Source organism: Roseobacter sp. HKCCD6576-2 (assembly GCF_013179285.1).
In the GTDB taxonomy this organism is placed as follows: domain Bacteria; phylum Pseudomonadota; class Alphaproteobacteria; order Rhodobacterales; family Rhodobacteraceae; genus Rhodophyticola; species Rhodophyticola oceani.
This window is the reverse complement of sequence record NZ_WVNW01000007.1, coordinates 20029-46059: the sequence shown is the minus strand read 5'-3', so window position 1 is coordinate 46059 and position 26031 is coordinate 20029. Positions and strand designations below refer to the sequence as shown.

The window sequence follows — 26031 nt, the reverse complement described above, 5'->3', positions numbered from 1 at the left end:
GGGGTTAGGCGTGAACCGGACGGGCGGCACCCGCCCGGCGATCTTCAAGGATCAGATCGGAGGCTTTCTCGCCGATCATGATCGCAGGAGCGTTGGTGTTGCCCGAGACGATCTCGGGCATGATCGAGCAATCGGCGACGCGGAGACCATCAATCCCGTGGACCCTGAGCCGCGCATCGACGACCGCGTCATCGCCACTGCCCATCTTGCAGGTGCCCGTTGGGTGATAGATCGACACCGAGTTATTCCGTGCCCAATCAAGCGTGCCCGCATAATCGTCCATCTCAAGCGCAGCAGTGGGCCGGAACTCTTCAGCAATTTTGCTGTCGAGCGGCGCGTGCCGGGCGATTTTGCGCGCGATCTTGACGCCTTCAACGATGGTTCGGCAATCGGTCTCGGTCGCCAGATAGTTGGGGTGGATTTTCGGGTAGACGCCTGGATCATGCGAAGCCAAGCGGATCTCACCCCGGCTTTCGGGACGCAACTGACAAACCGACATGGTGAAGGCCGAAAATGGGTGCACACCCTCCCCCGGGCTATCCGCCGACCAGGGTTGGATATGGAACTGAATATCAGGCGTTTCCACATGGTCGCTGGTGCGCAAGAACCCAGTGGCGAGGCTTGCGGCCATCGTCATCGGGCCGGAGCGGAACATGGCGTATTTTAGGGCAATACGCGCTTGGTTGAACAGGCTCCGCACCTCATCGTTTAGCGTCGGCTCATTGCATTTGAAAACCAGACGCGCTTGCAGATGGTCCTGGAGGTTCTTGCCCACGCCCGTCCTGTCGCGCAGAACATCGATCCCGTGATCGCGCAACTGATCCGCCTCCCCGATGCCAGAACACATCAGGATTTGCGGCGAGCCAATGGCGCCAGAGGACAGGATGACCTCCGCATTGGCACGCACGATCTGTTCTGCGCCGGATTTGTCGCGATAGACCACACCCGTGGCACGGCCATCTTCGATCAGAACCCGTTGCGTCTGCGCATGGGTCAAGATGGTCAGGTTCTGGCGCCCCCGCGCCGGTTTGAGAAACGCAACCGCGCTTGAGCAGCGGCGGCCCTTCTCGGCGGTCAGTTGGAAATAGCCGACGCCTTCTTGGGACGCCCCGTTGTAATCGGGATTGAACGGATAGCCCGCCGTCTGCGCCGCCGCGACCCAAGCGTCGCAGATCGGCCGTTGCAGCCGCATATTGGAGACTGCAAGCGTCCCTTGATCACCATGGAACTCATCGGCGCCGCGCTCTTGCTTCTCCGAACGCTTGAAAAGCGGCAAAACATCGTCCCAGCCCCAGCCCGGATTGCCCATTTGCCGCCAGCGGTCGTAATCCTCCGGCTGCCCCCTGACATAGAGCAACCCGTTCAGCGACGACGATCCGCCGAGCACCTTGCCGCGCGGCCAATCAAGCTGCCGTCCGTTCAAACCAGGGTCCGGTTCGGTGCGGTAACACCAATCCACCGACGGGTTATGCATCGTCTTAAAATATCCGACCGGAATATGAATCCAAGGGTTCCAGTCACGCCCGCCCGCCTCAAGCAGCACCACTTTGATCGACGGATCGGCAGACAACCGATTCGCCAAAACACAGCCCGCAGAGCCCGCCCCGACAATCACATAATCTGCTGATATATCAGACATTTTTTGGGACTCCCTGCCTATCCTTTGCGCAGAAGAAAGATTTTCCTTGCCAGACCGAACATAAAATGAGCAATATTGAGACCGCAAGTATCATTTTTGCGCAATAGGGAGGAAGAGGACATGAAGGCTGCAAAAGTCCTTCAGCAGATCTCGCGTCGGGATCTGCTCAAACTGACAAGTACATATGGGATGTCATCCGTTGTGATGGGGGCCGCCACGTTCACTGGTGCCATCACGCTGCCGTCGCTCGCGCGGGCAGTGGAATCGACCTATGAACGCCGCTATTCGCGTGAGCCCGAACATCAGCTCACCCTCGGGGCCTCCGGCTTCAATGCGCGAAACCTGTTGATTGAGCGGGCCGGTGTTCTGGAATTCGCCCGCGACCTTGAGGAGCGGACCGACGGGGCGATCCGGATCGAGTTTATCGGCGATAACCAGATCTGCGGCCAGTTGAACTGCCTGGAGAAAACCCAACTTGGTGTGGTGGATATGTATGCCGCCTCGACCCAGAACTCCGCTGGTGCCGCGCCGTATCTGAACGTGCTGGATTATGCGTATATGTTCCGCTCGCGCGCGGATCAGTATCATTTCCTCTACAGCCCGGACTCGATGCGCCTCTTGCGCGATCCTCTGGAACAGCGCCATGGCGTGAAGTTCCTGTTCAGCCACGCAGAACTGCGCGGCATCCAGCTTGGTCAGTCTTTTGCCGACCGCCCAACGGTAACCTCGCTGGAAGAGCTCTTCGGCACGCGGAACCGGGTTACCGGCACGCAGCTTGGCCGGATCGCCATGCAGCTTCTGAACCTGAACCCGACACCGATTGCCTGGGAAGAGACCCTCGACGGTCTGCGCCAAGGCCTGATCGACGGGGCAGAGACTTGGGCCTCGGCCGTGGCGTACGCCAACATGTCGCCGGTGGTCAGCCAGTCGGTCGATCTGAAATTCTTCTGCGGCACCGAGCATACCGGCATGTCGGCGGAGAAATTCGACGCGATGTCGGGCGAACTGCAAGATGCAATCATGGAATCCGCCTATCTGGCGCAGGTCCATGTGCAGGCGGCCAACGAGGCCGCGCTGGTCAACACCGTCGGCTTCTCCGATCCGGTGCTGCCCGGCACGATCTTCGCCGAAAACGATGTGCGTCCGGCCTTCTTGCCCGACGATCAAATCCGGATGGCCGAAGAGATGTGCTCGCCCGAGTTCAACCCAGAACCCTGGGCACAGTGGCGTGAACGCCTCAACGGTTGGGCGGGTGGCATCGACACCTACCAGGAAATCTACGACATCGCGCGGCAGATCCCGGCAGATACCCGCGCCGAGAATGTCGAGCCGCGGCGCTGGTGGCGCACGGCCTGATCCTGGCCTAACATCGCAATATGGGAGGGCGGTCCGCGCCGCCCTCCTGACCAAGAAACGGCCTCCCGCACAAAATGAGGCGGCCGATCTAAGATTAAACGTGTCAAAAGGGAGGGGCCGCAGATGGCTGACTGGTTTGCCGGCGCAGGCGACATATTCTCAGCGTTTTTTGCCAATGATGCCTGGATGATCCGCCAAGCGCTGCGGACGCCCGCGGCTTGGCCCGTTGGGCTCTTGGCCACCTTGCTTGGTGGCCTGATCTTCTATCTGCTTTATCGCTTTATCCCTTGGGTCGAGCGCAAGCTGGAACCCACCATCATGGTGACCTCCTATCTGATGATCGGCGCGATCATCTTTGTCGAGGTGATCCGCCGCTTCACCATCGGCGAGCAGGCACCCTGGTCCACCACGATCCCGCCCTTTCTGTTCCTGATCATGACCTGGGTCGGCTGCAGCTATAACGTCAAACTGCGCACCCATCTGGCCTTTGCCGAATTCCGCTCAGCGATGCCGCGCGCCGGACAGTTCGCGGCGCTGACGATGGATGCCCTGCTCTGGATCGGCTTCTCCTGGGTCGTTCTGGTAACGTCATCCCGCCTGGTTGCGAACTCCGCGTCGAATTTCCAGATCATGCTGGGCACCGACAATATCCTGCAATGGTGGTTCCTAGTCTCGGTTCCACTCAGCTTCTTGATGCTGGTCGGTCGGGTGATCGAGAACTGGCTCATCGATCTCAAGAACTATCGAGAGGGCAACACCCTCATCGAGCAAGCCGTGATTGGAGCCGATTGATATGAGTGACGGAACCATCATCACATTGATCTCCATTGGGGTCACAATTCTCTTCATGCTGGGCACGCCGGTCTTTCTGGTGATTGGCTATTGGGTCATTGGCATGTCCTTCGTCCTTGGCCTGCCGCTCGACAATATCGGCGCGGCGCTGTCGGACGTGTTTACCGACGGCTTCGCGCTTCTCGCCATGCCGCTCTTCATCCTGACCGGTGATTTGATCAACCGCTCTGGCATCGCGCGACGGCTCTCGGATTTCGCCTATGCTTGCCTCGGTTGGATTCGGGGCGGGCTTGCCATGGCCGCGCTTGGCGCCTGCGGGCTCTTCGCGGCGATCTCGGGGTCAAACTCGGCCACCACGGCCACGATCGGCTCCATGTTGCATCCCGAAATGGTCAAAGGTGGCTATGACGAGCGCTTCTCGGCGGCGACCGCCGCGGCCGGCGGCACGGTCGGGATTATCATCCCGCCGTCGATCATCTTCATCGTCTATGGTTTCCTTCTGAACCTGCCAATCTCGGATCTCTTCGTGGCCGGGATCATCCCAGGGTCGCTGATGGTTCTGGCGATGATGCTTGCCTGCTTTATCATCTGCTTCATGAATGGCTGGGGCTATCTGATCCCGCTCAGCCCGCTGCGTGTTCTGAAAACCGGCGTCGGCGCATGGCTTGGCTTCTTCGCCATCGGCCTGGTGCTTTGGGGCATCTATACCGGCAAGTTCTCCCCGACCGAGGCGGCAGGCGTGACCGTTGGGTTCTGCGTGTTGGTGGGCTTCATCTGCTTGCCGCTGCACAAACTGATGGGCAGCACCGAGGCACGACCGGTTGAAAACCGCTCCACGGTCGAAATGCTGGTCGTCCAAGGCTTCAGCCCGCTTGAACTGCCCTCGATCACCATGCGCTCGTCGCAGATCACCGGCATCCTCGCACCGCTGATCGCCGTTTCGGTCGTGATGCAGCAGATCCTGTCGGTCCTCGGCGCGCAACAGATCATCGGCGATTTCGTGACGTCGATGGGCGGCTATTACGCGATCTTGTTCACCGCCATGGCGATTGTGTTTGTCTGCGGCATGGTGCTGGAAAGCTTGCCGGTGACGATCATCCTCGCCCCGATCCTGGCGCCCATCGCCCATTCCGTCGGCGTGGAGCCAGTGCAATTTGCGGTGATCTTCCTGGTCGGCGCGTCGATCGGCTTCATCACGCCACCTTACGGGCTCAACCTCTATGTCGCGTCTGGCGTTACAGGCGTGCCATATTTCCGATTGCTCCGTTACACTTGGCCTTATCTCGTCGCGCTGATTACCGTATGGATCATCGTGGCCCTGGTGCCATCGCTATCAACGGTGCTACTGCCGGGGATCTAAGACGAAGAGGCGAAAATGGACGGCGACAGCCCGCGCGACACGATACCGACCAATCTGAGGCTTCTGATGGTCTTGGAGGAGGTGGCGAAAGCCGGGGTTCCGGTAACGCCGACCGAGGTGAATGCCGCGCTGGAACTGCCCAAACCGACGATCCATCGCCTCTTCGCAACCCTTGAGGAAGAGGGATTCCTGCAACGCGATATGGACGGGCGGACCTATTCGCCCGGCCCAAGGGTCCGAACCCTGGCAGGCGGCATCCTCTCATCCCTGCGTATTCGGACGGCGCGGCAGGCTATCCTGAAACGGCTTAGCAAGGAGATCGGCGAAACCTGCAACATCGCGCTCCCAGACCGCGATGCGATGATCTATCTGGAGCGGGTCGAGACCGAATGGCCACTCCGCATTCAGTTGCCGCAAGGCACGCGCGTGCCGTTTCACTGCACCGCAAGCGGCAAGATGTATCTCAGCTCGCTGGCCAGCAACCACTTCCGGCGTTTCATCAATGCCAGCGACCTGACCCAACACACACCGAATTCCATCAGCGACTCCGCGACCCTGCGCCGAGAGATCAACCAAGTTCGGCAACAGGGATACGCGCTCGACCGTGAAGAGTTCATGACCGATATGATCGCGTTGGCGGTGCCCATTCTGGATACCAATGAGCGGCTGATGGCGACACTGTCGTTCCACGCCCCCCGGCAGCGGTTCGATATCGACAAAGCCCTGACCTATATCGACGCGCTTCGCGAAGCCTCGCAAGAGCTGTCGCTCCTGGTGAAAACACCGCTGGACGATAGCGGATCATAGTCCGGCCGGCGGCGATCACCTCCACTCAGGTGGCCATCGCGTTTTGGTCGGAACACCGCTTCTTGGGGACAGAAAAGACTTCAGCCCGCCAAGTCAATCGACCATTGCTGCTCCACCAGATCGACGCCAAACGACGTCACGGGCACCGCACTGTCGAGAGAGAACCCGTTTTTGCGGTAAAGCGCGCAGGCCGCTTCGTGGCTCTCATGGGTCCAGAGCACCATCCGCCGGTACCCTGTTGCGCGCGCATAGCTCATGCAGGTGTCCAGCAAGCGTTGGCCCAAGCCCAGCCCCCGCGCCTTGGGCAACAATAGGAACATCCGCAGCTTCGCCAGGCCCGGTTCCGGCCCTTTCACGCAGAAGATCGAACCCAACCGCGCCCCATCCTGCCAGGCGATCCATCCACGCTCGCACGCCGGGTCGCGATGCCGGATGAAATCGGCCAGGATCTCGGCGACCAGCGCCTCGAAACTGGCGTCAAACCCTTCATCACGCGCGTAAAGAACGCCATGCTGCTCAACCAACCAACCCGCATCGCCAATCGCCAAATCGCGCAGTTCCACCTCGGGCAAAGGCGCCGATTGCCTGGCTAGGCTCGCCTCGACCGCCTCCATCCGCGCCACCAGTTGGTCCAGTTCCGCCTCTGGCATGCCATCGACCCAGCTTTCGATCTGCGCCCGAGACAGCGCCGTCAGCTCCGCCGCCCGGATCAGGCCATCGCGGGTCAGCCCCAGGATGTGGGCCCGGCCGTCCTGCGGATGTCGCGTCTTTTCCACCAAGCCGGATTTGCTCAACCGGCTCAGCAACCGGCTCAGATACCCCTCATTCAGGCCGAGATGCTGCGACAGCGCACCGGCGGTCCAGCCGATCCCGTCTGCCAGCTCAAAAATGACGCGGGCTTCCGCCAAGCTGAGGCCCGCTTCCAAATACCCCTGGCGCAGGAGGCCCAAACGGCGTGTATGGGCCCGGTTAAAGGCTCGGATTCGGTCAATTTCATCCATCACGGCGCTCCATTAACTTGCTTAAGGCAAGTATTTGCCTCTTGCCCGGGATTCGACAAGGGGCTACCTGGAGCGCCGCACCCAAGCGCGGAGACCCGCTCATGAGCATCAATAAAGAAAGCGACCTGGCCGCGAATTTGCAGATCGGCCCAACCAGTTTGGGCATGGTCCGCATCTATGTGGAGGCCGAGGGGATCGATCTGCCATTGGATTTCGACCCGGAAGAGGCGCTCGAAATCGCCGACGAACTCCGTGCCGCCGCCGAAGCCGCCAGAAAGATGGCCAAATAGGCCAAGCACCGACTTGATCCCCGTCAAGGTGGAGAGAAAAGGCTGCGCCTAGGCTGCCGAGATGGATCTCGCGCTGACCTTTCTCACCCTGGGCGGTCTGTTTCTGGCCGGTCTTGCCGCCGATGAAATCGGTCGGCGCACCCGCCTGCCCCGCGTCACATTGCTTTTGGCGGTCGGGCTGATCGCTGGACGCTCCGGTTTCGACCTGATCCCGCGCGAATTCGAGGCGCTGTTCGAGTTTCTCTCCGTCACCGCATTGACCATGGTCGCTTTTGTCATGGGCAACGCCTTCACCGCCCAGAAAATGCTGCAAAACGGCCGGGTGATCCTTTGGGTCTCCGGCGCAATCGTCACGGCGACTCTCATTATCGTTGGCGGCGGGTTGATCTGGGCCGGGCTGGCACCGGCGACGGCGCTCATCCTGGCCTCCATCGCCACCGCAACGGCACCTGCCGCGACGCAAGACATCATCCACCAATCCGGCCAAACCGGCCCTTTCCCGGACACGCTCAAGGGTATCGTGGCCGTGGACGATGCTTGGGGGTTGATCGTCTTCAGCTTCATCCTTGTCTTCGCAGCACAATGGACCGGGCAGAGCAGCGATGGCATCCTTCTGGGGGCCGCGCGGGAGACCCTGGGCGCGCTGGCGCTCGGCGCAGCGCTTGGCCTGCCAGCCGCCTATCTAACCGGCCGTCTGAAACGCGGCGAACCACAACAGACCGAGGCGCTTGGCCTAGTGTGCCTGACCGCTGGTCTCGCGATCTGGTTCCATGTGTCCTTCTTGCTGGCCGGAATGGTGGCCGGTGCCATCGTTGCCAACCGCGCCCGGCATCATGAACGCGCCTTTCATGAGATCGAAAACCTGCAATGGCCCTTCATGCTGTTGTTTTTCATCTTGGCGGGCGCATCGCTGGAACTGGGCATGTTGGCCGAAATCGGCGCGCTTGGCGCGGCATATGTCGTATTGCGCATCGTGGCGCGCATCCTCGGCGGCTGGCTGGGGGCGAAACTGGGCGGCGCGGCGCGGGCGCAGCGGCCATGGTTCGGGGTCGCCCTTATGCCGCAAGCCGGCGTGGCGGTCGGCATGGCGCTGGTGGCCTCCGAGACATTCCCAGAGCTTGCCCCGGTGATCATGACCTTGACGGTCGGCACAACGGTGGTGTTCGAACTGCTTGGCCCGCCGCTGACCCTTTTGGCGCTAAACCGGGTTGAGCGCAGTAAGACCTCAGTCAGATAACCCCGTCCGGGTCGCGCATCCCCTGCAAGCGCAGCGCGGCGTGACGCGCAAATCTCTGCGTCAGCGCCTTGCGCCGCGCCCCCGCAAGCTTGGTCTCGGGCCCGAAGCGCAAAATCTCGGCATCATAGGCATCGGCAATGATCAACCCCGTGCCCTCGGGCAGCAAATCCGTCGGAAATGCCTCATCCACGGCCCAGAAATACCGATCCGCCCAATCGAGATAGCCTTCCCATTTCCCGTCCGAGGTGAAATCCGCGCGGGAGGATTTGCACTCCACCACCCAAAGCTCCCCCTTCGGCCCAAGCGCCATCACATCCACCCGCTTGCCGCGCTCCGGCGTGAATTCTTCCAGCACCGCAAAATCATGGGTTCTCAGGTGACGGCAGACGCCCCGCGCCAGAAGCTGACCAGGGCGAAGCGTTGGAGCGGTGTGATCGTCGGGCATGAGTCAAACATGAACAATACGTGAACAAAAATCAAGAAGGATAGCACTTGACATAATACCATTTGGTTTCATAATTGCGAAACCAAATGGTATTACTTTAAGAGCCCCGATGACTGTTACTCCACAACCCGCCTTCCGCGCCCTCGCCGATCCGACTCGGCGCGACATCCTCGCGCTTCTTAAAGCACAGGAGATGACCATCGGCGCGGTGGCCGAGCGCTTCGACATGACCCGCCCCGCGATCAAGAAGCACCTGAGCATTCTGGAAGCGGGCGATTTGATCACCATCACGCCCCGGGGGCGCGAGCGGATCAACGCCATCAATCCTGACGGCTTTCGCGCCGTACACAGCTGGCTCGAGATTTTCGATGCCTTCTGGGATGACCGGCTCGCGGCCCTCAAATCAGCTGTTGAAAAGGACCAACATCAATGAGCACCCATCAAATTGAGAAAACCTTGATCCTCGCCGCCCCGCCCGCCGATGTCTGGACCTTTCTGACGGACCCGGAGAAATTGGCGATCTGGTTCCACCGGCCCGAGGCGGCGCTTGATCAACCCGGCCCTTTCGCGATGGGCGGCAGCGATGGCGACCCGCTCTGTTGGGGCGAGGTGCAGGAGGCCGAGGCGCCAAACCGGCTCCGCTATAGCTTCACCGCCCGGCCAATGGACGGGTTGATGACCGATGTGACCTGGACACTGACGGCCATAGAAGCCGGCACAAGACTGCATTTGTTGCATGATGGCATCCCGCAGGGCGCGGCGTCCTTTGGGCTACTCACCGCCTTTGACAGCGGATGGGACGATCACTTGGTCCGATTCCGCAAAGCGATGTCATCGGACGCCTAGCCCCTTGCCCAAGCCCGCCCGTAGGCTTATCTGCCTCAGCAGGCGGGCACTGCTCTTCGCGTCATATGGGGCACGATTCCGGTGGCCTTACACATCTCCGAGGGAGCTGGCTCTGTGCGGATCCTGGTCCGTTTACCTGGCGCCCACCTGTATTAACAGGTCCTCGGGAATGAAAACCCCGACGGTTGTCGTGGTCCCGTCTACTTCAAACGCAAAACGCCAGCCCGATACGGCTGGCGTTTTGCGTTTGATCTTGTGGAAGCGGTCAGCGGCGCTCGTCCACCCGCACCGGGATCGCGACATGATCCAGAACCGGCAGGTCATCACGTTTGCCGCCGTCCTCATCATCGTTTTCTTCGCCCATCGACATGATTTTATAGCCGATTTGCACCGACCCGAAGGTGATCGTGCAAAACACCACCAGCATCAGAACCGCAATTGGCCCCTCACTTGTATGCGTCACCAGATGCCAGAGATTGGCGACATTGAACCAAAGCAGCATCCCCACAAAGGCCAAGGCCACCAGGAAACCATAAAACGCATGGCGCAGGATGAGACGGATGTGATCGGGCATAAGCAGGACTCGCGGTTCAACAGCAGCTACTGGTCAACATAGTGGCCCGCCTAACAAGGGCAAAGGAAATTCCTAAACCTGCGGTCATTGGGCACGTCTCCGCGATCTGTCGCAATTCTTTCACACGGCTCCGGCACATCAATATCGCCGCCCAGCCTATCGCCAAAGCGGATTCAATAGCTCAACCCTATGGGAGCAATATCATGAAACTTGGTTATCTCGGCGCCTCCGCCATCGCACTCTCTTTGGGCCTCAGCGCCCCTGCCGCCGCCCAGGAAACCGGCAATGTCATCTTCTTTCACCCTGATGGGTCGGGCGTGAACCACTGGCTCGCCGCGCGGATGCATACCGTCGGCCCCGATGGCGAACTGAACTGGGACCGTCTGCCGGGCCTCGGCGTCTATACCGGCCATATGGCCGATCGCGTCACCGGAACCTCCCACGGCGGGGCAACTGTGCATGCGTATGGTGTAAAGGTCATCGGGGACAGCTTCGGCCTGAACGGCACCGAAGAGATCACCGCCGCTTCTGGGCAACAGATGTCCATTGCCGAGGAAGCCCTGGCCGCTGGCCGCGCGGTCGCCCTCGTGCAAACCGGCCATATCGCCGAGCCGGGCACCGCCGCCTTCGTCGCCTCCAATGAGAGTCGCGGCAACACCCATGAGATCGCCGCCTCGGTGATTGAGTCGGGTGCTCAGGTGATCATGGCCGGCGGCGAGCGTTTCCTGCTGCCCGAAGGCACGGAAGGCCGTCACGGCATGGGTGAACGCACCGATGGCGTGAACCTGATCTCGCGCGCCGAAGAGCTTGGCTACACAGTGGTCTATGACCGTGACGAGCTGATGGCGCTGAACACCGAAACCACCGATATGGTGCTCGGCGTCTTCGCCCATAACCACACGTTCAACGACCAGGAATGGATCCGCAACGAGATCGATGGCGTGCCGACCTACTGGCCCGATGCGCCGACCATCGCGGAAATGAGCGACGTCGCCCTGGCGATCATCAGCCGCGATGAAGACGGGTTCTTTGCGGTGATCGAAGAGGAAGGCACCGACAATATCGCCAACAACATGAACGCCGCAGGCACGTTGGAAGCGCTGGCCCGCGCCGACGAAGCCACCGGCGTGATGCTCGACTTCCTCGACCAGAACCCCGACACACTTCTGGTGATGGCGGCGGATTCCGATGCGGGCGGCTTGCAGGTGGTTCATGCCGATGAACCCGGCATGCTTGATGCCTCAACCCGCGGCGGCGGCATCCTGCACGGCGTCGAAGGGCAGTTCGGCAATGCCTTCATCACACCCGCGGATGCCAATGGGGTTCAACACCCCTTCGGGATCGGTTGGGTCGGTTATAACGATGTGGCCGGCGGCATCCTGGTGCGCACCGCCGGGTTCAACTTTGACCTGGTGGAGCCGCTGATGGACAGCACAGATGTCTACACGCTGATGTACCGGACGCTGTTCCAAGTCCCGATCGACTGATCCGAAGCGCAAGACATCCAAGGGCCGCGCGGGACACCGGGCGGCCCTTTTCGCGCGTACTCAAACCCCTAACGCCGCACCACTTGCCTAAGCGCGAACGACACGAGCAGCACCGCATAGAGCCCCACAAACATCCAGATCAGACCAAGATAGAGCGCCGGCCCACCAACAGACTGCGTCACGAAGAGAATATGCACGAGGCAGAGCAGAACCGTGACAGCCGTGAACAGGACACAGGCAGAGGTCAAAGGATGATCGGGCAAGCCCCTGAGCCAAGCAATCACATGCCCGGGCCGGGTCCGGGGCAACGCTTTTGCCCGGGTGAGAGCCCGTTTGACATCCGCCTTCACGCCGTCGAAATCCCACAGCGCCAGCGCACCGAAGATGATGCCAAGCCGCAGCAACAGATGCACATAGGCGAAGGTCCCGGTTTTGGGTGTGTCATGGCCGGTCAGCATCATCACACTGGAGAACACAGTGAACAGCGCAAACCCCATGCTGAGGTCTACGAAGGTATCCTCATCGCCCACCAACCAGCGATAGGCGGCTTTGATACGTTTCCATGCTCCGGTCATCGGCAAGGCCTCGGCAACTGCAACGGTCCCATTCATATGGGGGCCCTTTTGCCCTGTGGAACGGCTGGACGCCCGGCGGGATGCTTTGTCGCGACCTCTGGCCCGTGGCCGCGATGCTCAGAACGCCTCGGGCTTCGCCTCGCGCGCCATATGATCCAGCACAGCGTTCACGAATTTCGGCTCGCGCCCTTCGGGGAAAAACGCCCGCGCGACGTCGACGAACTCAGTGATCACGACCTTGGGCGGGGCTGCGCCCTCGACCAATTCCGCCCCGGCGGCGCGGAACAGGGCCCGCAAGGTCGGGTCAATCCGGTCAATCGGCCATTTGGCCACCAGCGCCCGGTCGGTCATCTGGTCGATCTTGGCCTGCCAATCCACCGCGTCGTCCAACAGCTTGCGGAACAAATCCACGTCGCCCTCGGCCATCGCGTCGCCTTCGATCTCTTCGCCGAACCGGAAGGTCTCAAACTCTTTCCGCACCAGATCGGCGCTTTGGCCGGAATGCTCCATCTGAAACAGCGCTTGCACGGCATAAAGCCGCGCCGCGGATTTCATCTGGCGTTTTTCGTCTCGGCTTGGCCCAGTCGGGCGGGGGTCTGTCATGCGGTCGTGGGCCCTTTGCTGTCGCCCGCGATCTGAATGCTCTCACCGCGCGGCTTGAATCCGACGCCGCCTTTAGGCTTCCCATAGCCCCGCGTCAACGCGATGAGGTGCAGCGCCGCCGCCGCCGCGCCGCCGCCTTTGTTCATTTGCGCCGGATCGGCGCGCACAGCCGCCTGTTCGTGGCTTTCCACCGTCAGGATGCAATTGCCGATACAGGCCCCGGCCATCCCCAACATCGTCACGCCCCGGTTCGATTCCTCGCACACCGTGTCGTAATGCGTGGTCTCGCCCCGAATGACGCAGCCAAGCGCCACATAGCCATCGAAATTCGACTGCCGATGCGCGATGCCGATGGCGACCGGGATTTCCAGCGCGCCTGGCACCTCGACCACCTCATAATCTGCGCCAGCGGCCTCCAGCATCGCTTTCGCACCGGCCAATTGCCCGTCGGCGATGTCTTTGTAATAGGGCGCCATGACGATCAGCACTTTCACCGGCGCGTCAAATTCCGGCAGGGGCAATTCGTAATGCGACGGGCCTGCCATCATCCGATCTCCGAGATTTTGCGGGTGCCGATAATATTCAGCCCATAGGCTTCAAGCCCCACCACTTTCGGTTGCGGCGAGTTGGTCAGAAGCACCATATCCGACAGGCCAAGCGAGGAGAGGATCTGCGCCCCAAGCCCGTATTGCCGCAAAGTCTGTGGCGAGACCTCATGCTCCGCGGTCAGTTTCATATGCAGATCGCGCAACAGCACCAAAACGCCCCTGCCCTCCTCGGCAATCAGGGTCATGGCATCGCCAAACTCCCCGGCCCGCCCGGTGCCGCCCGTGCCGATCACATCCAGCATCGGGTCAAACGCATGCATTCGCACCAAGACCGGATCGGGTGTCGTGATGTCGCCTTTGATCAGCACGATATGTTCCGCGCCTTGCGTCTCGTCGGTATAAATCCGAAGCGTCCACTCGCCGCCGAACTCGCTTTCGATGGTCTGCTCCTGGCGCACCTTCACCAGATTGTCGTGACGGCGGCGATAGGCGATCAGATCGCTTATCGTGCCGATTTTCAGATTGTGCCGCTGCGCGAACGCGACCAGATCGGGCAACCGCGCCATCGAGCCGTCTTCATTCATGATCTCGCAGATCACGCCAGAGGGGTTCAGCCCCGCGAGCCGGGAGATATCCACCGCCGCCTCGGTATGCCCCGCACGCACCAGCACGCCGCCTTCGCGGGCGCGGAGCGGGAAGACATGGCCCGGCGTCGCGATATCGCTTGCGCCTTTGCCGGAATCGATCGCCACAGCCACGGTGCGAGCCCGGTCATGGGCCGAAATCCCGGTCGACACACCTTCGCGCGCCTCGATCGAAATCGTGAAAGCCGTCTCATGGCGGGACGAGTTGTAAGACGACATCAGCGGCAGGCCGAGCGCATCAATCCGCTCGCCGGGCAGCGACAAGCAAATCAACCCGCGCCCATGGGTCGCCATGAAATTAATCGCCTCCGGCGTCGCCATCTGCGCCGGGATCACCAGATCGCCTTCATTCTCCCGATCCTCGTGATCGACCAGAATGAACATCCGCCCATTGCGGGCATCTTCGATGATCTCTTCGACCGAAGATACCGCATCGGACCAATCCTGCTCTACAGGGCCGGGCTGTTCGAATGGGATTGGGTCAGACATGCAGGTTCCTCCAAGTTGAGGCTCAGATACCCCAGGGGCGGCCACCTTACCAGGGGCCGATCCGGCAAAACACCCGTCGGACACGACGTCATAACCTGGTTTGCGTCCCTAAGCGGCGGGCTGAAAGAACCGATCCGCGGTTAGGATGCCCGCCATCTGCCCGCCGCCGCACCATTCGCGCTCCACGCTTGTCGCGGCCACCAAGACCACGCCATCGGCGGGCAAGTTGCTCTCGCGAAGTGTCGCCTTGATCCGGTCCCGCATGGCCGCCCAGCTTTCGGTGAAACCGGGCGCCGGGGCCGTCATGTCAATCAGACCGGGATTGGCGGCCAGAACCGCCTGGGGATGCGACGGCCCATAGACCGCAACCACCCGCTCCGCCGCGCCATCCAGCCCGGCCAGTCGGCCTTGCAACCGTTCCGGCACCGCGATCCGCTGTGGCCGCAACTCCAAGGCGTTTCCTGAGAAGAGAAAGCCGACGATATCCCGCCCCGAGGTCGCCCGGATCGTGGCATAGGTTTTGTAGTCCAATCCCAAGCGTTTGGCCCGCGCCACCCGGATGCGCACGATCTGCAGCGGCAGGTTCGGCAGCAGCTCTCTCCGCGCCTTGCCCCAGGCATGTTTGCGAAACCCGAAACCCGGTTCCATCGATGGCCCGCCATTATGACCCAATCCGCTCATCGCGCGACCTCCTCGCTCGTCCATCCCACTGCCGCACGCGCCGCATCCAGCGCTTCGGCTTCCTCTGCAAACGGCCCATGCGGCGGGTCCAGACGCCGCCAGCCATGGGCGTCTTCCGGATCGCGGCGGCATTCCGACCAGAAAAACCCGGCCGCAGCCTGCAGAATATCGACACACCGCTGTTCGCTCCAATCATTGATGGAAAGTGTGACAACCGGTTTCACCCACCCCACTCCTGCAGCCGGGCGACATAGCGGGCCAACGTGTCGATCTCCAAATTAATCTGGCCGCCCACCGCCGCATCGCCCCAGGTTGTGACCTCTTTGGTATGCGGGATCACATTGATGCCAAACTCCGCGCCGTCCACCTCATTCACGGTCAGCGAGGTGCCGTTCAACGCCACCGAGCCTTTTGGCGCGATAAATTTCGCCAAGGCCTCCGGCGCGCGGAAGGTCAACCGGGTGCTGTCACCCTCATCCACCATCCCCACCAGTTCGGCCACACCATCCACATGGCCGCTGACGATATGGCCGCCCAACTCATCGCCAACCTTCAAGGACCGCTCCAAATTGATCCGCTGTCCCTCGGCCCAGGTGCCGATATTGGTTTTCGACACCGTCTCGGCAGAGATATCCACGTCGAACCAGCCTTCGCCAAGCGCCACCGCCGTCAGGCAAACCCCGTCGCAGCAGATCGAAGCGCCCAGATCGATCCCGGTCGTGTCATAGCTGGTGCCGATCCGCGCTCTGAGATCGCCACGATGCTCCAGCGCCTGAACGGTTCCGATATCGGTGATGATGCCCGTGAACATACGCGCCCTCCATTTCCCTTTTTCACCTAACGGGCGCGGGCATCGGCGGCAAGCCATGGCCGCCTTAATCCAGACCAAAACCCGCCCTCATCAGGCCAGACCGCTATGCAACTCTGTTTCAACACGATAAGCGGTATCAGAGCATTTGCTCGGGGAAAGTGACTGTTGCACAAGGTTTTTCTGTTCTTGCAAGGCCCACATGGGCCCTTCTTCCACCGGCTTGGCAGGATGCTGCGTGCCGCGGGGGCGGATGTCTGGCGCGTCGGCTTCAACCAAGGCGACAGCGCGTTCTGGCATCACCGGGAGAGCTATATCGCCTATACTGGCACGGTCGAGGACTGGCCCGATCATTTGCAAAGCCTGATCGCGGACAAAGGCGTGACCGATCTGGTGCTTTATGGCGATACCCGACCGATCCATTCCGAAGCCGTAACCATCGCCAAAGCGCGCGGCCTGACCGTGCATGTCTTCGAGGAAGGGTATCTCCGCCCCTATTGGATCACCTATGAACGCGGCGGCGCGAACGGGCATTCGCGGCTGATGAGCACCTCGGTAGCCCAAATGCGCAAAGCTCTGAAACGGCTTGATCTGGATTTGCCCGACACGCCTTCAAAATGGGGAGATATGCGGCAGCATATCTTCTATGGCGCGCTCTACCATTGGTTCGTGATGTTCTTGAATATGCGTTATCGGCATTTCCGTCCGCATCGCAACATCACCGTGGGCCGAGAGCTTTGGCTCTATCTGCGCCGGATCACATTTATGCCATTTCTCTGGTTCGATCGGGTGCAAGCCACCTGGCGGATCAAGACCGGCGGCTTTCCCTACCACCTGGCACTGTTGCAACTCGAACATGACGCAAGCTTCCGCGACCATGGGCCGTTTGACACGATGGCCGACTTCCTCGCTGTCCTGATCGAAGGCTTTGCCGAAGGTGCCCCAGCGCATCACCACCTGGTTTTCAAGGCCCATCCGCTTGAGGATGGCCGGGTGCCGATCCGGCAAGACATCCGCCGCCTTGCTGCCGAACATGGGGTGACCGACCGCGTGCACTATGTCCGTGGCGGCAAACTGGCCCGGCTCTTGAACGATGCTCGCAGCGCGGTGACGGTGAACTCCACCGCCGCGCAGCAGGCGCTTTGGCGCGGCCTCCCCCTGAAAGCTTTTGGCACGGCGGTTTATCTGAAGCCCGAGTTTGTCTCGACGCAGACGATGGAGGCGTTTTTCACCAATCCTAACCGCCCCGACAGTCGCGCCTATCGCGATTATCGGCACTATCTTCTGGAAACCTCACAGATCACCGGCAGCTTCTATTCATCGCGCGGGCGGCGACAGCTCCTCCGCCAAGTGGTCGATATGATGCTCTCACCGGAAGACCCCTACGATGCGCTCGACGCGGGCCGACCGGCCCCACGGCAACACCTGCAAGTCGTGAAATAAACCAAACACTAGCGCGGTTTGCGCAGATAAGCTAAAGTGACAAAAAAATAAACTGAGGCAGTTTCAGGCAATAAGGAGCCAAACCTGTGAAATCACTGGCTTCCCGAGGGGCGCGCTTGGTCGCGCTATCGCTCGTTGTATCCATAGTTGCGTCTTGTGGCTTGCCGCGATCCGGGCCGACACGGAATGAGATTTTTGCCGGATCGGTGCAGCGCGAAGGCGATGCCTTTGTTGTTGAGGTGAACCAACGCGTCATCGCCGCCACGGCGGTGGTCCCCGCGCTTGGCTTCAGCGAGGCGTTTCAGAACGCGGGCGCGGTGTCGACCGAGGTTATCCGGCCAGGCGATGTGTTAGATCTCACCATCTATGAAAACGTCGAAGACGGGCTTTTGGCCGGCGCCGGATCGAATGCCGCAACAATCAGCGAGGTGACGGTCGACAGTTCCGGATTTATCTTTGTCCCCTATGCGGGCCGTATCCGGGCCGCGGGCAATACGCCCAATCAACTGCGTGAAATCCTTACCCGCAATCTCGATGAACAAACCCCCGATCCACAAGTGCTCATCCGCCGCGCGGCGGGCGATGGGGCCACGGTCTCCGTCGCGGGCGGCGTCGGTGGCCAGGGCATCTATCCTATCGAACGCCCGACGCGCACGCTGACCGGTATGTTGTCTGCCGCCGGCGGCATCTCCGTCGAACCCGACATCGCGCAAATCACCGTTGTTCGGGGCGCCCATACCGGCACAATCTGGTTCGAAGACCTCTATTCAAACCCGCAATTCGATATCGCCATGCGAGGCGGCGATCGCATTTTGGTTGAGGAAGATGGCAGAAGCTTCACCTCGCTTGGCGCCACGGGGCAGCAAGCCCGCGTTCCCTTCGACAGCCAGACGATCTCGGCCATCGAGGCCATTGCAACCGTCGGCGGGCTGAACACCAGCCTCGCTGATCCGACCGGCGTGTTTGTGCTTCGTAATGAACCCGAAGAAATTGCCAGCCAAGTGCTTGGTCGGAGCGATCTGATCGGGGCACAGCGTATGATCTATGTGCTGGACCTGACCGCGCCGACCGGCATGTTCGAGGCCCGCGATTTCGTGATCCGCGATGGCGACACTGTCTATGTAACCGAAGCGCCGTTCACCCAATGGAGCAAAGCTCTGAACGCGCTGACTGGTACACTTGGCACGGCCAACTCGCTCAGCAGCCTCGGCGGCGACTGACAGGCCGATGGCCGGAGCGAGCAAAGAGCCCCCCGCCGGACGCACCCACCGGCGGGGGTTTCATTTCAACGCTGGCTTTTTGACCAACGCCCGGGTGCGCCGCATTCTGACGCTTGCAGGCTATGAGTTGAAACTCGGCAAACCCGGGCCGGAGGATGACGTGCTGGTTTGGGGCCATTCGCCTTATGCCCCGCGCGGCGAGAAGGCCGCCGCTGCCACAGGCGCGCATCTGGTCCGGGTCGAAGACGCCTTTCTCCGCTCCCTACATCCGGGGCGCAGCGGTGAGCCGCCGCTTGGCCTCACGATCGACCGGCGCGGCGCCTATTTCGACAGCACCCAGCCCTCGGATCTGGAACACCTGCTGGCCACGCATCCGCTGGATGACACGGCGCTGATGGACCGGGCGCGCGATGCAATGGCCCGGATGGCGGACGCGCATCTGACCAAATATGCCGCCGTCGATCCTAAGCTGGAGCCGCCAAAGCCGGGCTATGTTCTAGTGATCGACCAAACCAAGGGCGACGCCTCAATCCGGCTCGGCGGGGCCAATGCCGACACATTCCGCGAGATGCTTTATTGGGCGCAGGAGGATCACCCCGGCGCCCAGATCGTGATCAAGACCCACCCTGAGACTCAATCCGGCCATCGCGACGGGCATTTCGGTCAGAGCGATGGTGGCGAGACGGCCACCCTCTGCGACGCGGCGCTTTCGCCCTGGCGGCTGATGGAAGGTGCGCGCGCGGTCTATACGGTCTCCAGCCAGTTGGGGTTCGAGGCGATCCTTGCGGGCCACAAACCCGTGGTGTTCGGCCAACCCTTCTATGCCGGATGGGGGCTCAGCGACGACCGGATGCCGATCCCGCGTCGCCAGCGCGCGCTGACCCGGGCACAACTCGTCGCCGGGGCGCTGATCCTCTATCCGCACTGGTACGATCCTTATCACGACAGGCTGTGCCTGCTTGAGGATGTTCTGGGCGCATTGGAAGCCCAGGCCCGCGCTTGGCGTGCGGATCGCAAGGGCCATGTCGCGGTCGGCATGCGGGCCTGGAAACGCGGACATCTGCAGCAGTTCTATGGTGCCAGCGGGACCAAACTCAGCTTCGCGGACAGCCCTGATGCGGCAATTGCCGCCGAAAAGCCGGTCATGGTCTGGGCCGGGCGCGAAGACGCCGCGCTCCGCGACGCCTGCCGCGCCGCCAACCGCCCCTTGACCCGGATCGAAGACGGGTTTCTGCGCTCCCGCGGCTTGGGGGCCGATCTTGTGCCCCCGCTCAGCCTGGTCCGGGACGATCTCGGCATCTATTACGACCCGACCCGGGAAAGTCGCTTGGAACACCTGATCGCCGAGGCCGCAACCTGGCCCGCCAAACGCCTGGCGCGGGCCGACGCCCTGATCGCGCGGCTCTCCGCCTTGGGGCTCAGCAAATACAATCTCGGCCAGCCTCCCGCTCTGCCCGACCCCGAGGGACGGCCCGTGATCTTGGTGCCCGGGCAGGTCGAAGACGATGCCTCGATCCGGCTCGGCGCGGGCGAGGTCAGAACTAATCTTGACCTTCTGGAAACCGCCAAACGCCTGCACCCACCGGCGATGCTGATCTACAAACCCCATCCCGATGTCGAGGCAGGCTTGCGCCAAGGAACCGTCCCGGCGGAGGATTTGGCCCGGCTTGCTGACCACGTGGCGTATGACACAGACCCGGTGGCGCTGTTGACCCACGCGGATCGGGTCGTGACGATGACATCGCTTTTGGGGTTCGAGGCGCTCCTGCGCGGGGTTCCCGTCACCGTCTTGGGCACACCCTTTTATGCCGGTTGGGGCCTCACACATGATCTCGGCCCCGTGCCCGCCCGGCGGCAGGCCAAGCCGTCACTCGCCGCGCTGGCCCATGCCACGCTCATCGCCTATCCGCGCTATCTCGACCCGGTCACCGGCCTGCCCTGCCCAGTCGAAGTTGCGGTGGATCGGCTCGCTTCGGGCGAGGGTCTGGCGCGGAAACCAAGCCTCCGCGCTTTGGCAAAACTCCAAGGCTGGTTTGCCGGTCAAGCGTGGCTCTGGCGACGCGGGAGCCGTTAGGGCGCCACGCGGGTCCATTCATGAAGAATATCGGCGCCCACAGGCTGGCTGCGCCGCAAGGTGAAGCGCGGCGCTTCAGCAAGCGCTGCCACACCCATCGCGCCGATCGCCGGCTGCCCCTCCGCCCCCAAAACCATCCCGGCAGTGAACCCGACAAGATCATCGACCAAATCGGCCGCCAGCAGGGACGCCGCCAGCGCCCCGCCACCTTCACAGAACACCCGGGTCAAACCTTCGCGCCCAAGCGCTTGCATCACATCCGCCACGTCCAATTGCCCGCCGGGCCCGGCCTTACAGGGGATCATACCTGCCCCGCGCGCGGCCCAAGCCATCCTGTCCTGCGGGTCCGCCGCGTCCCCATAACACAGCCAGAGCGGCACCTCGGGCAGGCTATTCCACAACGCGCCATCGGTCGGAATATCCAGCCGTCGCGACAACACCACGCGCACCAGCTGATGCGCCATGCCCAACCCGCGCACGGTGAGGCTCGGGTCATCCGCCCGCGCCGTGCCCGCACCAATCAACACCGCATCATGGCGCGCCCGCATCCCATGCACATGTCGCCGCGCCTCGGGCCCGGTGATCCATTGGCTTTCGCCGCTGGCGGTGGCAATCCGTCCATCAAAAGACGTGGCAAGCTTTAGGGTCACCGCGGGTCGGCCTCGCATGACACGGCTGAGAAAGCCCTGATGTGCCTCTGCCGCCTGATCTTGCAAAACGCCGGTCGTAACAGCGATCCCGGCGTCTTGCAGCCGCGCAATCCCCTTCCCCGCCACGCGCGGATCGGGGTCTGCCATGGCAATCACCACCCGCGCGACCGACGCTGCAATCAAGGCTTCGACACAAGGCGGCGTGTGCCCCTGATGAGCGCACGGTTCCAAGCTGACATAGGCCGTTGCGCCATGGGCCGCATCGCCGGCTTGCGCCAAAGCCTCCGTCTCCGCATGCGGTCGGCCACCGGGTTGGGTCCAGCCGCGGCCCAGAACCCGGCCCGCTTTCACGATCACACAACCAACCGCCGGGTTCGGCCAAACCCGACCGTACCCCCGCGCACCCAAAGACAGCGCGAGCCGCATCCAGCGGGCATCCTCGCCCGTTGTCATCGCTTAGCTTTCGGTTGTGCTGGGCGGGCGCAGCTCCGCCACGAATTCCTCGAAATCATCAGCCGCCTGAAAATTCTTATAGACACTTGCAAAGCGGACATAGGCCACCGTGTCGATCCGGGCCAGGCTTTCCATGACGATCTCACCAATCGTGCCCGAGGGGATATCGGTCTCGCCCATGCTTTCCAACCGCCGCACAATGCCAGAGATCATCTGATCGATCCGCTCCGGCTCGACGGGACGTTTCTGCATCGAGATGCGGATCGACCGTTCCAGCTTGTCGCGGTCGAAATCCTCGCGCTTACCGTTTGACTTGATCACCACCAGATCGCGCAATTGAACACGCTCATAGGTGGTGAACCGCCCGCCACAGGCCGGGCAAAACCGCCGCCGCCGGATCGCCACATGATCCTCGGCCGGACGGCTATCTTTCACTTGAGTATCGACATTTCCGCAAAACGGGCAGCGCATCCACGTCCCCCTTTTCTGATCCCTTCGCACCCGAGTGACGAGCGCAACTCTGCCTGATAGGGTCTTCAGCCCTGTTATCCACAGGCACTATAGGAGCATGCATAGGGCTTGGGTAGAGGCGAATTGCCCCTACAGGATTTGGGGGGCGAAACTGCGGCACAAAACCCGCAACGGAGCGGCCTTGAGTGGTAAAATACCCCCCTTCAACAGCCAACAGGAGACAGATCATGAGCATCGCCCGCGTGACAGAGATTTCCGCGACATCCACCGACAGCTTCGAGGCCGCCGTGCGCGACGGCATCGCCCGCGCCAACACCACCTTGCGCAATGTGACCAGCGCCTGGGTCAAAGAGCAGCGCGTGTCGGTATCCGATGGCACCATCCAACACTATCAGGTCAATCTGATGGTGACCTTCGTCTTGGACGACTAAGCCTTCAGGAGCATCGCGGCCACATCGCGCCGATGCGGGCGGCGGCGATGCTCCACCACATAAATCCCCTGCCAGGTGCCCAAGGCCAACCGACCGCCCGAGATCGGGATTTGCAGCGAGACAGGCATCATCGCGGCCTTGATATGCGCTGGCATGTCGTCAGGGCCTTCATAGGTGTGGGTCAGATAGTGCATCGACGAGTCGTCAGACGGCGGCACCAGCCGGTCGAAATAGGCCGTCAAATCGGTCTGCACCTCAGGGTCGGCGTTCTCCTGGATCAACAGGCTGGCGGAGGTGTGCCGGATGAACAGCGTCAGCAGGCCCTCACCCTGCCCCGCCACCCAGGCCGCAACTTCGGTGGTAAACTCATAGAGTCCCGGGCCTTTGGTCTGGACTGTAAACGTGGTTTGCATGGCGCTATCTCATGTCATGCGCGCCCGCCTTGCAACCCATTGGAGCCTTATCATGACCCGCAAAACCCTTTTCATCACCGGTGCGTCCACTGGCATCGGGGCCACAACGGCCCGCGCCGCCGTTGCCTCTGACTGGAATGTCGGGCTGATGGCCCGCTCCACCGACAAAGTGGCCGCCTTGGCCGAAGAGCTTGGCGGTGCGGCCTTGGCCTTGCCGGGCGATGTCACCGACCTGGCGACTCAAGAGCAGGCGCTTCTGGCCCTGCAAGAGGCGTTTGGCTCTGTCGATGCGGCCTTTGCCAATGCCGGCATGGGGGCGAATGCACCTGGCACCGAGGCTGGCGATCCGGCGGAATGGGCCGACCTGGTTCAACTCAACATCATGGGGCTGCTCTATACCGCGAAAGCCGCGCTGCCCTATCTTCGTCAGAGCACGGGCCATATGGTCTTGACCGGCTCGATCGCCGGGCGGCGGCATGTCAAAGGCTCGATCTATGGTGCCACAAAATGGTTCGTGCACGGCTTTGCGGGCAATCTCGCCGAAGAAATGGCCGATTGGGGCGGACGCTGCACCGTGATCGCGCCTGGCATGGTGGACACACCGTTTTTCGACGCGCCAAAACCCGAGAAGCTACAGCCCGAAGACGTGGCCGAGGCGGTGATGCTGGCGCTGAACGCACACCCGCGCAACGCCGTGCGCGAGGTGGTGCTGATGCCAACGCAGTGACCTGCCGCAAGTTGCGGTGATCCCGTCTATGGGCGCCAATAATTGTTGGCCGCCGCGACGGTCTGAAAATTGGTTGCCACGACATGAGACGCCGCCGTCAAACTATCTGCGTTATTGGCGTAATCCGGCCGCATCCGTTGACGCGCGGCATCATCGGGCTGGGTCTTCTTGACCGCCATTCGCGAGAGCATGATCGCCAGATCATAGCCCTTCTCTGGGGTTTCGGTGAGCAAGCTTGGTAGCCAGGACATATCGGCCTCCCTGATATATATCGTGCACGACTTATATTGCGGAGGCTTGAATGACCCAAGGCGTCATGTCAAGAACTTATATCGCGTGCGATATAAAACTGATGGAGCCGAGTTTGAAACCCGACCGACTTCCAACTCATGCTGAGGATATGTTCTGCCATGCGGTTTATACCGCATCCCACGCGATCAACCGCGCATATGCACCGTATCTCAAGGCCCTTGGGTTGACCTACCCGCAATACATCACCCTGACCTTGCTGTGGGAGCGGGACGGGCAGAAGATCAACGAGTTGGCGCAGCAATTGCAGATGGAGACAAGCACGCTGACACCGCTTGTAAAACGGCTCGAAGCGCTCGGGCATGTGACCCGCAACCGTGGCAAAAAGGATGGCCGAGAGGTCTTTGTTCACCTGACGGCAAGAAGTGATGCCCTGCGGAAGCAAGCGCCCAACATCACTGCCTGCATGATCGACAAGACCGGCCTGACGCCAGACGAGTTGACCGACCTGCAAAAGCTCCTCGTCAAACTGCGCGACGGATTGCAAGACGCCAAACCGGCCGAGCGCGATCCGCCTTAAGGCCCGTCAGCCCCGCCGAGCTTATACGCCGTTAGGCCCTCGGCCCCTTTCGGGGTCAGCGCATAGACGCCGGTTTCAACCCGCTCAAACCAGCCATAATGATCGTCGCGCATGATCGTCGTCGCCCGCTCGACGCCCGTGGCGGCTTTCACAACCGCGCCCTTGCTCGGCCCCTCGCGGGCCAGATAGGCCGCGCAATTCAGCGCATCTTGCCGATAGGCGGTCACGATCCCGCCCCGTGTGCCGCCCGTGTTCGGGTCTCCAACCCGGCGGGCAAACTCGCGCAGCAACCGGGCCTTGCGCGGTTTCGAGATACGCGGCGCATAGGGGCCCGGGTCGCAATGCGCCTCGACAAACCCGTCTTTCAACCGCACCGTCAAAAGCCCCAGCCCCAAGCGCCGGGCCAGCTTAACATTCTCCGCCAAAGCCTTCTGAAACACCCGCCCGGTCTGCCGCGGCACCGCGAGATAAACCACGTCACTGACCGCCAAACGCGCCACGCCCTGATGAAACAGCGCCAGCGAAAACCGAGTCTTCAACTCGACGATCACAACACCTTCAGACCCGCGCTGCGCCACCACATCGGCACCCGCGACTTCGGCCTTGACCTCATAGCCCTGCGCTTCGAGATACGCCTTCACCGGCGGGTAGAGTTCGGTTTCCTTCACCATCGCCGCCAACCTATCGGCGCATCCGCCCCCTGTCAGGCCGCAAATCCAACGATTCCCGGCTTGACACCTTGCCCCCCTCGCCTTATCCCCCGCTCAGATTTCCGGGGCGCTGACAACGGTCACGCGCCCCCTTCCGTTTCTGAAACCCGAGGGTAGCCCCATGTCTCGCGTCTGCGAATTGACCGGCAAAGGTCCGATGACTGGCAACAATGTCAGCCATGCCAACAACAAAACCAAGCGCCGCTTCTTGCCGAACCTGAGCGAAGTGACGCTCGGCTCCGACACGCTGGATCGCCGTTTCAAGCTGCGCATCTCGAATGCCGCGCTGCGCACCGTCGACCATCGCGGTGGCCTCGACGCGTTCCTGGCGAAGGCGAAAGACAGCGAGCTGTCGCCCAAAGCGTTGAAAATCAAGAAAGAGATCGCCAAGGCCCAGGCCGACGCCTAATCGCCTTGATCTTGGTAAG

Annotated in this window: 32 protein-coding genes; 16 read left to right on the top strand and 16 right to left on the bottom strand. The window is 61.7% G+C overall.

What is annotated here, in order from left to right; all coding sequences use genetic code 11:
* Positions 1-4: 4 nt before the first annotated feature.
* Positions 5-1639: a GMC family oxidoreductase gene (locus GTF44_RS18595; protein ID WP_171562375.1), complete on the bottom strand. Its 1635-nt coding sequence runs from the start codon at positions 1637-1639 to the stop codon at positions 5-7.
* A 120-nt stretch (positions 1640-1759) separates the two neighbouring features.
* Between GTF44_RS18595 and GTF44_RS18590 the strand changes: the two genes are divergently transcribed.
* From GTF44_RS18590 to GTF44_RS18575, 4 genes are all read left to right on the top strand, one after another.
* Entirely contained in the window at positions 1760-2995 is a 1236-nt protein-coding gene (locus GTF44_RS18590) for a TRAP transporter substrate-binding protein (RefSeq protein ID WP_145215805.1), read from the top strand.
* 123 nt (positions 2996-3118) lie between these two features.
* On the top strand, positions 3119-3787 hold the full coding sequence (locus tag GTF44_RS18585; RefSeq protein WP_171562373.1) for a TRAP transporter small permease: 669 nt from the start codon (positions 3119-3121) through the stop codon (positions 3785-3787).
* A gap of 1 nt (position 3788) precedes the next feature.
* Positions 3789-5147 (top strand): TRAP transporter large permease, encoded by a 1359-nt coding sequence (locus GTF44_RS18580; RefSeq protein WP_145215799.1) that lies wholly within the window; start codon positions 3789-3791, stop codon positions 5145-5147.
* Positions 5148-5162: 15 nt separating this feature from the next.
* Positions 5163-5954 (top strand): IclR family transcriptional regulator, encoded by a 792-nt coding sequence (locus GTF44_RS18575; RefSeq protein WP_171562371.1) that lies wholly within the window; start codon positions 5163-5165, stop codon positions 5952-5954.
* 80 nt (positions 5955-6034) lie between these two features.
* Here GTF44_RS18575 and GTF44_RS22580 read toward each other — a convergent pair whose 3' ends face one another.
* The gene (locus GTF44_RS22580) at positions 6035-6955 is read right to left on the bottom strand and encodes a helix-turn-helix domain-containing GNAT family N-acetyltransferase (protein ID WP_171562369.1); all 921 of its coding nucleotides are present in this window, start codon (positions 6953-6955) and stop codon (positions 6035-6037) included.
* 101 nt (positions 6956-7056) lie between these two features.
* Between GTF44_RS22580 and GTF44_RS18565 the strand changes: the two genes are divergently transcribed.
* Both GTF44_RS18565 and GTF44_RS18560 read left to right on the top strand, forming a co-directional pair.
* The gene (locus tag GTF44_RS18565; protein ID WP_145215790.1) at positions 7057-7245 is read left to right on the top strand and encodes a DUF6324 family protein; all 189 of its coding nucleotides are present in this window, start codon (positions 7057-7059) and stop codon (positions 7243-7245) included.
* A 61-nt stretch (positions 7246-7306) separates the two neighbouring features.
* Complete coding sequence (locus GTF44_RS18560; RefSeq protein ID WP_171562367.1) at positions 7307-8482, top strand: cation:proton antiporter; 1176 nt, start codon at positions 7307-7309, stop codon at positions 8480-8482.
* On the opposite strand, the gene GTF44_RS18555 is transcribed toward GTF44_RS18560, so the two are convergent.
* Positions 8475-8927, bottom strand: a complete 453-nt coding sequence (locus GTF44_RS18555; RefSeq protein ID WP_171562365.1) for an MmcB family DNA repair protein — start codon at positions 8925-8927, stop codon at positions 8475-8477. The two genes, GTF44_RS18560 and GTF44_RS18555, sit on opposite strands and share 8 nt — an antisense overlap.
* A gap of 109 nt (positions 8928-9036) precedes the next feature.
* On the opposite strand from GTF44_RS18555, the gene GTF44_RS18550 reads away from it, so the two are divergent.
* Entirely contained in the window at positions 9037-9360 is a 324-nt protein-coding gene (locus GTF44_RS18550; RefSeq protein WP_171562364.1) for a helix-turn-helix transcriptional regulator, read from the top strand.
* The gene (locus GTF44_RS18545; protein WP_171562363.1) at positions 9357-9773 is read left to right on the top strand and encodes an SRPBCC domain-containing protein; all 417 of its coding nucleotides are present in this window, start codon (positions 9357-9359) and stop codon (positions 9771-9773) included. Before GTF44_RS18550 ends, GTF44_RS18545 begins: the two co-directional genes overlap by 4 nt.
* A gap of 265 nt (positions 9774-10038) precedes the next feature.
* On the opposite strand, the gene GTF44_RS18540 is transcribed toward GTF44_RS18545, so the two are convergent.
* Positions 10039-10347, bottom strand: coding sequence for a hypothetical protein (locus tag GTF44_RS18540; RefSeq protein WP_145215776.1), 309 nt, complete (start codon positions 10345-10347; stop codon positions 10039-10041).
* Between the two features lie 203 nt (positions 10348-10550).
* Between GTF44_RS18540 and GTF44_RS18535 the strand changes: the two genes are divergently transcribed.
* Positions 10551-11834 carry an alkaline phosphatase gene (locus GTF44_RS18535; protein ID WP_171562362.1) on the top strand — a complete coding sequence of 428 codons (1284 nt, stop codon included), beginning with the start codon at positions 10551-10553 and terminating at the stop codon, positions 11832-11834.
* A 68-nt stretch (positions 11835-11902) separates the two neighbouring features.
* Here the strand turns inward: GTF44_RS18535 and GTF44_RS18530 are convergent, their stop codons facing one another.
* The 7 genes from GTF44_RS18530 to GTF44_RS18500 all read right to left on the bottom strand — a co-directional run bounded on the left by GTF44_RS18530 (position 11903) and on the right by GTF44_RS18500 (position 16185).
* Positions 11903-12445: a hypothetical protein gene (locus GTF44_RS18530; protein WP_171562361.1), complete on the bottom strand. Its 543-nt coding sequence runs from the start codon at positions 12443-12445 to the stop codon at positions 11903-11905.
* 81 nt (positions 12446-12526) lie between these two features.
* Positions 12527-13012, bottom strand: a complete 486-nt coding sequence (gene nusB, locus GTF44_RS18525; protein WP_145215767.1) for a transcription antitermination factor NusB — start codon at positions 13010-13012, stop codon at positions 12527-12529.
* Entirely contained in the window at positions 13009-13557 is a 549-nt protein-coding gene (locus GTF44_RS18520) for a 6,7-dimethyl-8-ribityllumazine synthase (RefSeq protein WP_171562405.1), read from the bottom strand. The genes nusB and GTF44_RS18520 overlap by 4 nt, the downstream gene beginning before the upstream one ends.
* Complete coding sequence (gene ribB / locus GTF44_RS18515) at positions 13557-14693, bottom strand: 3,4-dihydroxy-2-butanone-4-phosphate synthase (protein ID WP_171562360.1); 1137 nt, start codon at positions 14691-14693, stop codon at positions 13557-13559. The genes GTF44_RS18520 and ribB overlap by 1 nt, the downstream gene beginning before the upstream one ends.
* 108 nt (positions 14694-14801) lie before the next feature.
* On the bottom strand, positions 14802-15374 hold the full coding sequence (locus GTF44_RS18510) for a hypothetical protein (RefSeq protein WP_171562358.1): 573 nt from the start codon (positions 15372-15374) through the stop codon (positions 14802-14804).
* Positions 15371-15598 carry a hypothetical protein gene (locus GTF44_RS18505; protein WP_171562357.1) on the bottom strand — a complete coding sequence of 76 codons (228 nt, stop codon included), beginning with the start codon at positions 15596-15598 and terminating at the stop codon, positions 15371-15373. The genes GTF44_RS18510 and GTF44_RS18505 overlap by 4 nt, the downstream gene beginning before the upstream one ends.
* The gene (locus GTF44_RS18500; protein ID WP_171562356.1) at positions 15595-16185 is read right to left on the bottom strand and encodes a riboflavin synthase; all 591 of its coding nucleotides are present in this window, start codon (positions 16183-16185) and stop codon (positions 15595-15597) included. Before GTF44_RS18500 ends, GTF44_RS18505 begins: the two co-directional genes overlap by 4 nt.
* A 165-nt stretch (positions 16186-16350) precedes the next feature.
* Here GTF44_RS18500 and GTF44_RS18495 point away from each other — a divergent pair, with 165 nt between their 5' ends.
* The 3 genes from GTF44_RS18495 to GTF44_RS18485 all read left to right on the top strand — a co-directional run bounded on the left by GTF44_RS18495 (position 16351) and on the right by GTF44_RS18485 (position 20919).
* Complete coding sequence (locus tag GTF44_RS18495; protein ID WP_253261350.1) at positions 16351-17625, top strand: capsule biosynthesis protein; 1275 nt, start codon at positions 16351-16353, stop codon at positions 17623-17625.
* A gap of 86 nt (positions 17626-17711) precedes the next feature.
* Positions 17712-18845 (top strand): polysaccharide biosynthesis/export family protein, encoded by a 1134-nt coding sequence (locus GTF44_RS18490; protein ID WP_145215752.1) that lies wholly within the window; start codon positions 17712-17714, stop codon positions 18843-18845.
* A 7-nt stretch (positions 18846-18852) separates the two neighbouring features.
* Positions 18853-20919 carry a capsular polysaccharide biosynthesis protein gene (locus GTF44_RS18485; protein WP_171562355.1) on the top strand — a complete coding sequence of 689 codons (2067 nt, stop codon included), beginning with the start codon at positions 18853-18855 and terminating at the stop codon, positions 20917-20919.
* Here GTF44_RS18485 and ribD read toward each other — a convergent pair.
* Complete coding sequence (gene ribD / locus GTF44_RS18480) at positions 20916-22022, bottom strand: bifunctional diaminohydroxyphosphoribosylaminopyrimidine deaminase/5-amino-6-(5-phosphoribosylamino)uracil reductase RibD (protein WP_253261349.1); 1107 nt, start codon at positions 22020-22022, stop codon at positions 20916-20918. The genes GTF44_RS18485 and ribD overlap by 4 nt on opposite strands.
* A 3-nt stretch (positions 22023-22025) precedes the next feature.
* Positions 22026-22493 (bottom strand): transcriptional regulator NrdR, encoded by a 468-nt coding sequence (gene nrdR / locus GTF44_RS18475; RefSeq protein ID WP_171562354.1) that lies wholly within the window; start codon positions 22491-22493, stop codon positions 22026-22028.
* 227 nt (positions 22494-22720) lie between these two features.
* On the opposite strand from nrdR, the gene GTF44_RS18470 reads away from it, so the two are divergent.
* Entirely contained in the window at positions 22721-22924 is a 204-nt protein-coding gene (locus GTF44_RS18470) for a dodecin family protein (protein WP_145215741.1), read from the top strand.
* Here the strand turns inward: GTF44_RS18470 and GTF44_RS18465 are convergent.
* Entirely contained in the window at positions 22921-23337 is a 417-nt protein-coding gene (locus GTF44_RS18465; protein ID WP_171562353.1) for a secondary thiamine-phosphate synthase enzyme YjbQ, read from the bottom strand. The two genes, GTF44_RS18470 and GTF44_RS18465, sit on opposite strands and share 4 nt — an antisense overlap.
* A gap of 52 nt (positions 23338-23389) precedes the next feature.
* Here GTF44_RS18465 and GTF44_RS18460 point away from each other — a divergent pair, with 52 nt between their 5' ends.
* Positions 23390-24064, top strand: coding sequence for an SDR family oxidoreductase (locus GTF44_RS18460; protein ID WP_171562352.1), 675 nt, complete (start codon positions 23390-23392; stop codon positions 24062-24064).
* 26 nt (positions 24065-24090) lie between these two features.
* On the opposite strand, the gene GTF44_RS18455 is transcribed toward GTF44_RS18460, so the two are convergent.
* The gene (locus GTF44_RS18455; protein ID WP_145215732.1) at positions 24091-24315 is read right to left on the bottom strand and encodes a hexameric tyrosine-coordinated heme protein; all 225 of its coding nucleotides are present in this window, start codon (positions 24313-24315) and stop codon (positions 24091-24093) included.
* 113 nt (positions 24316-24428) lie between these two features.
* Between GTF44_RS18455 and GTF44_RS18450 the strand changes: the two genes are divergently transcribed.
* Positions 24429-24893, top strand: a complete 465-nt coding sequence (locus tag GTF44_RS18450; RefSeq protein ID WP_253261348.1) for a MarR family winged helix-turn-helix transcriptional regulator — start codon at positions 24429-24431, stop codon at positions 24891-24893.
* Here GTF44_RS18450 and GTF44_RS18445 read toward each other — a convergent pair.
* Entirely contained in the window at positions 24890-25564 is a 675-nt protein-coding gene (locus tag GTF44_RS18445; protein ID WP_171562351.1) for a DUF2161 domain-containing phosphodiesterase, read from the bottom strand. The genes GTF44_RS18450 and GTF44_RS18445 overlap by 4 nt on opposite strands.
* 160 nt (positions 25565-25724) lie before the next feature.
* On the opposite strand from GTF44_RS18445, the gene rpmB reads away from it, so the two are divergent.
* Complete coding sequence (gene rpmB, locus GTF44_RS18440; protein ID WP_145215729.1) at positions 25725-26012, top strand: 50S ribosomal protein L28; 288 nt, start codon at positions 25725-25727, stop codon at positions 26010-26012.
* The last annotated feature ends 19 nt before the right edge of the window (positions 26013-26031 follow it).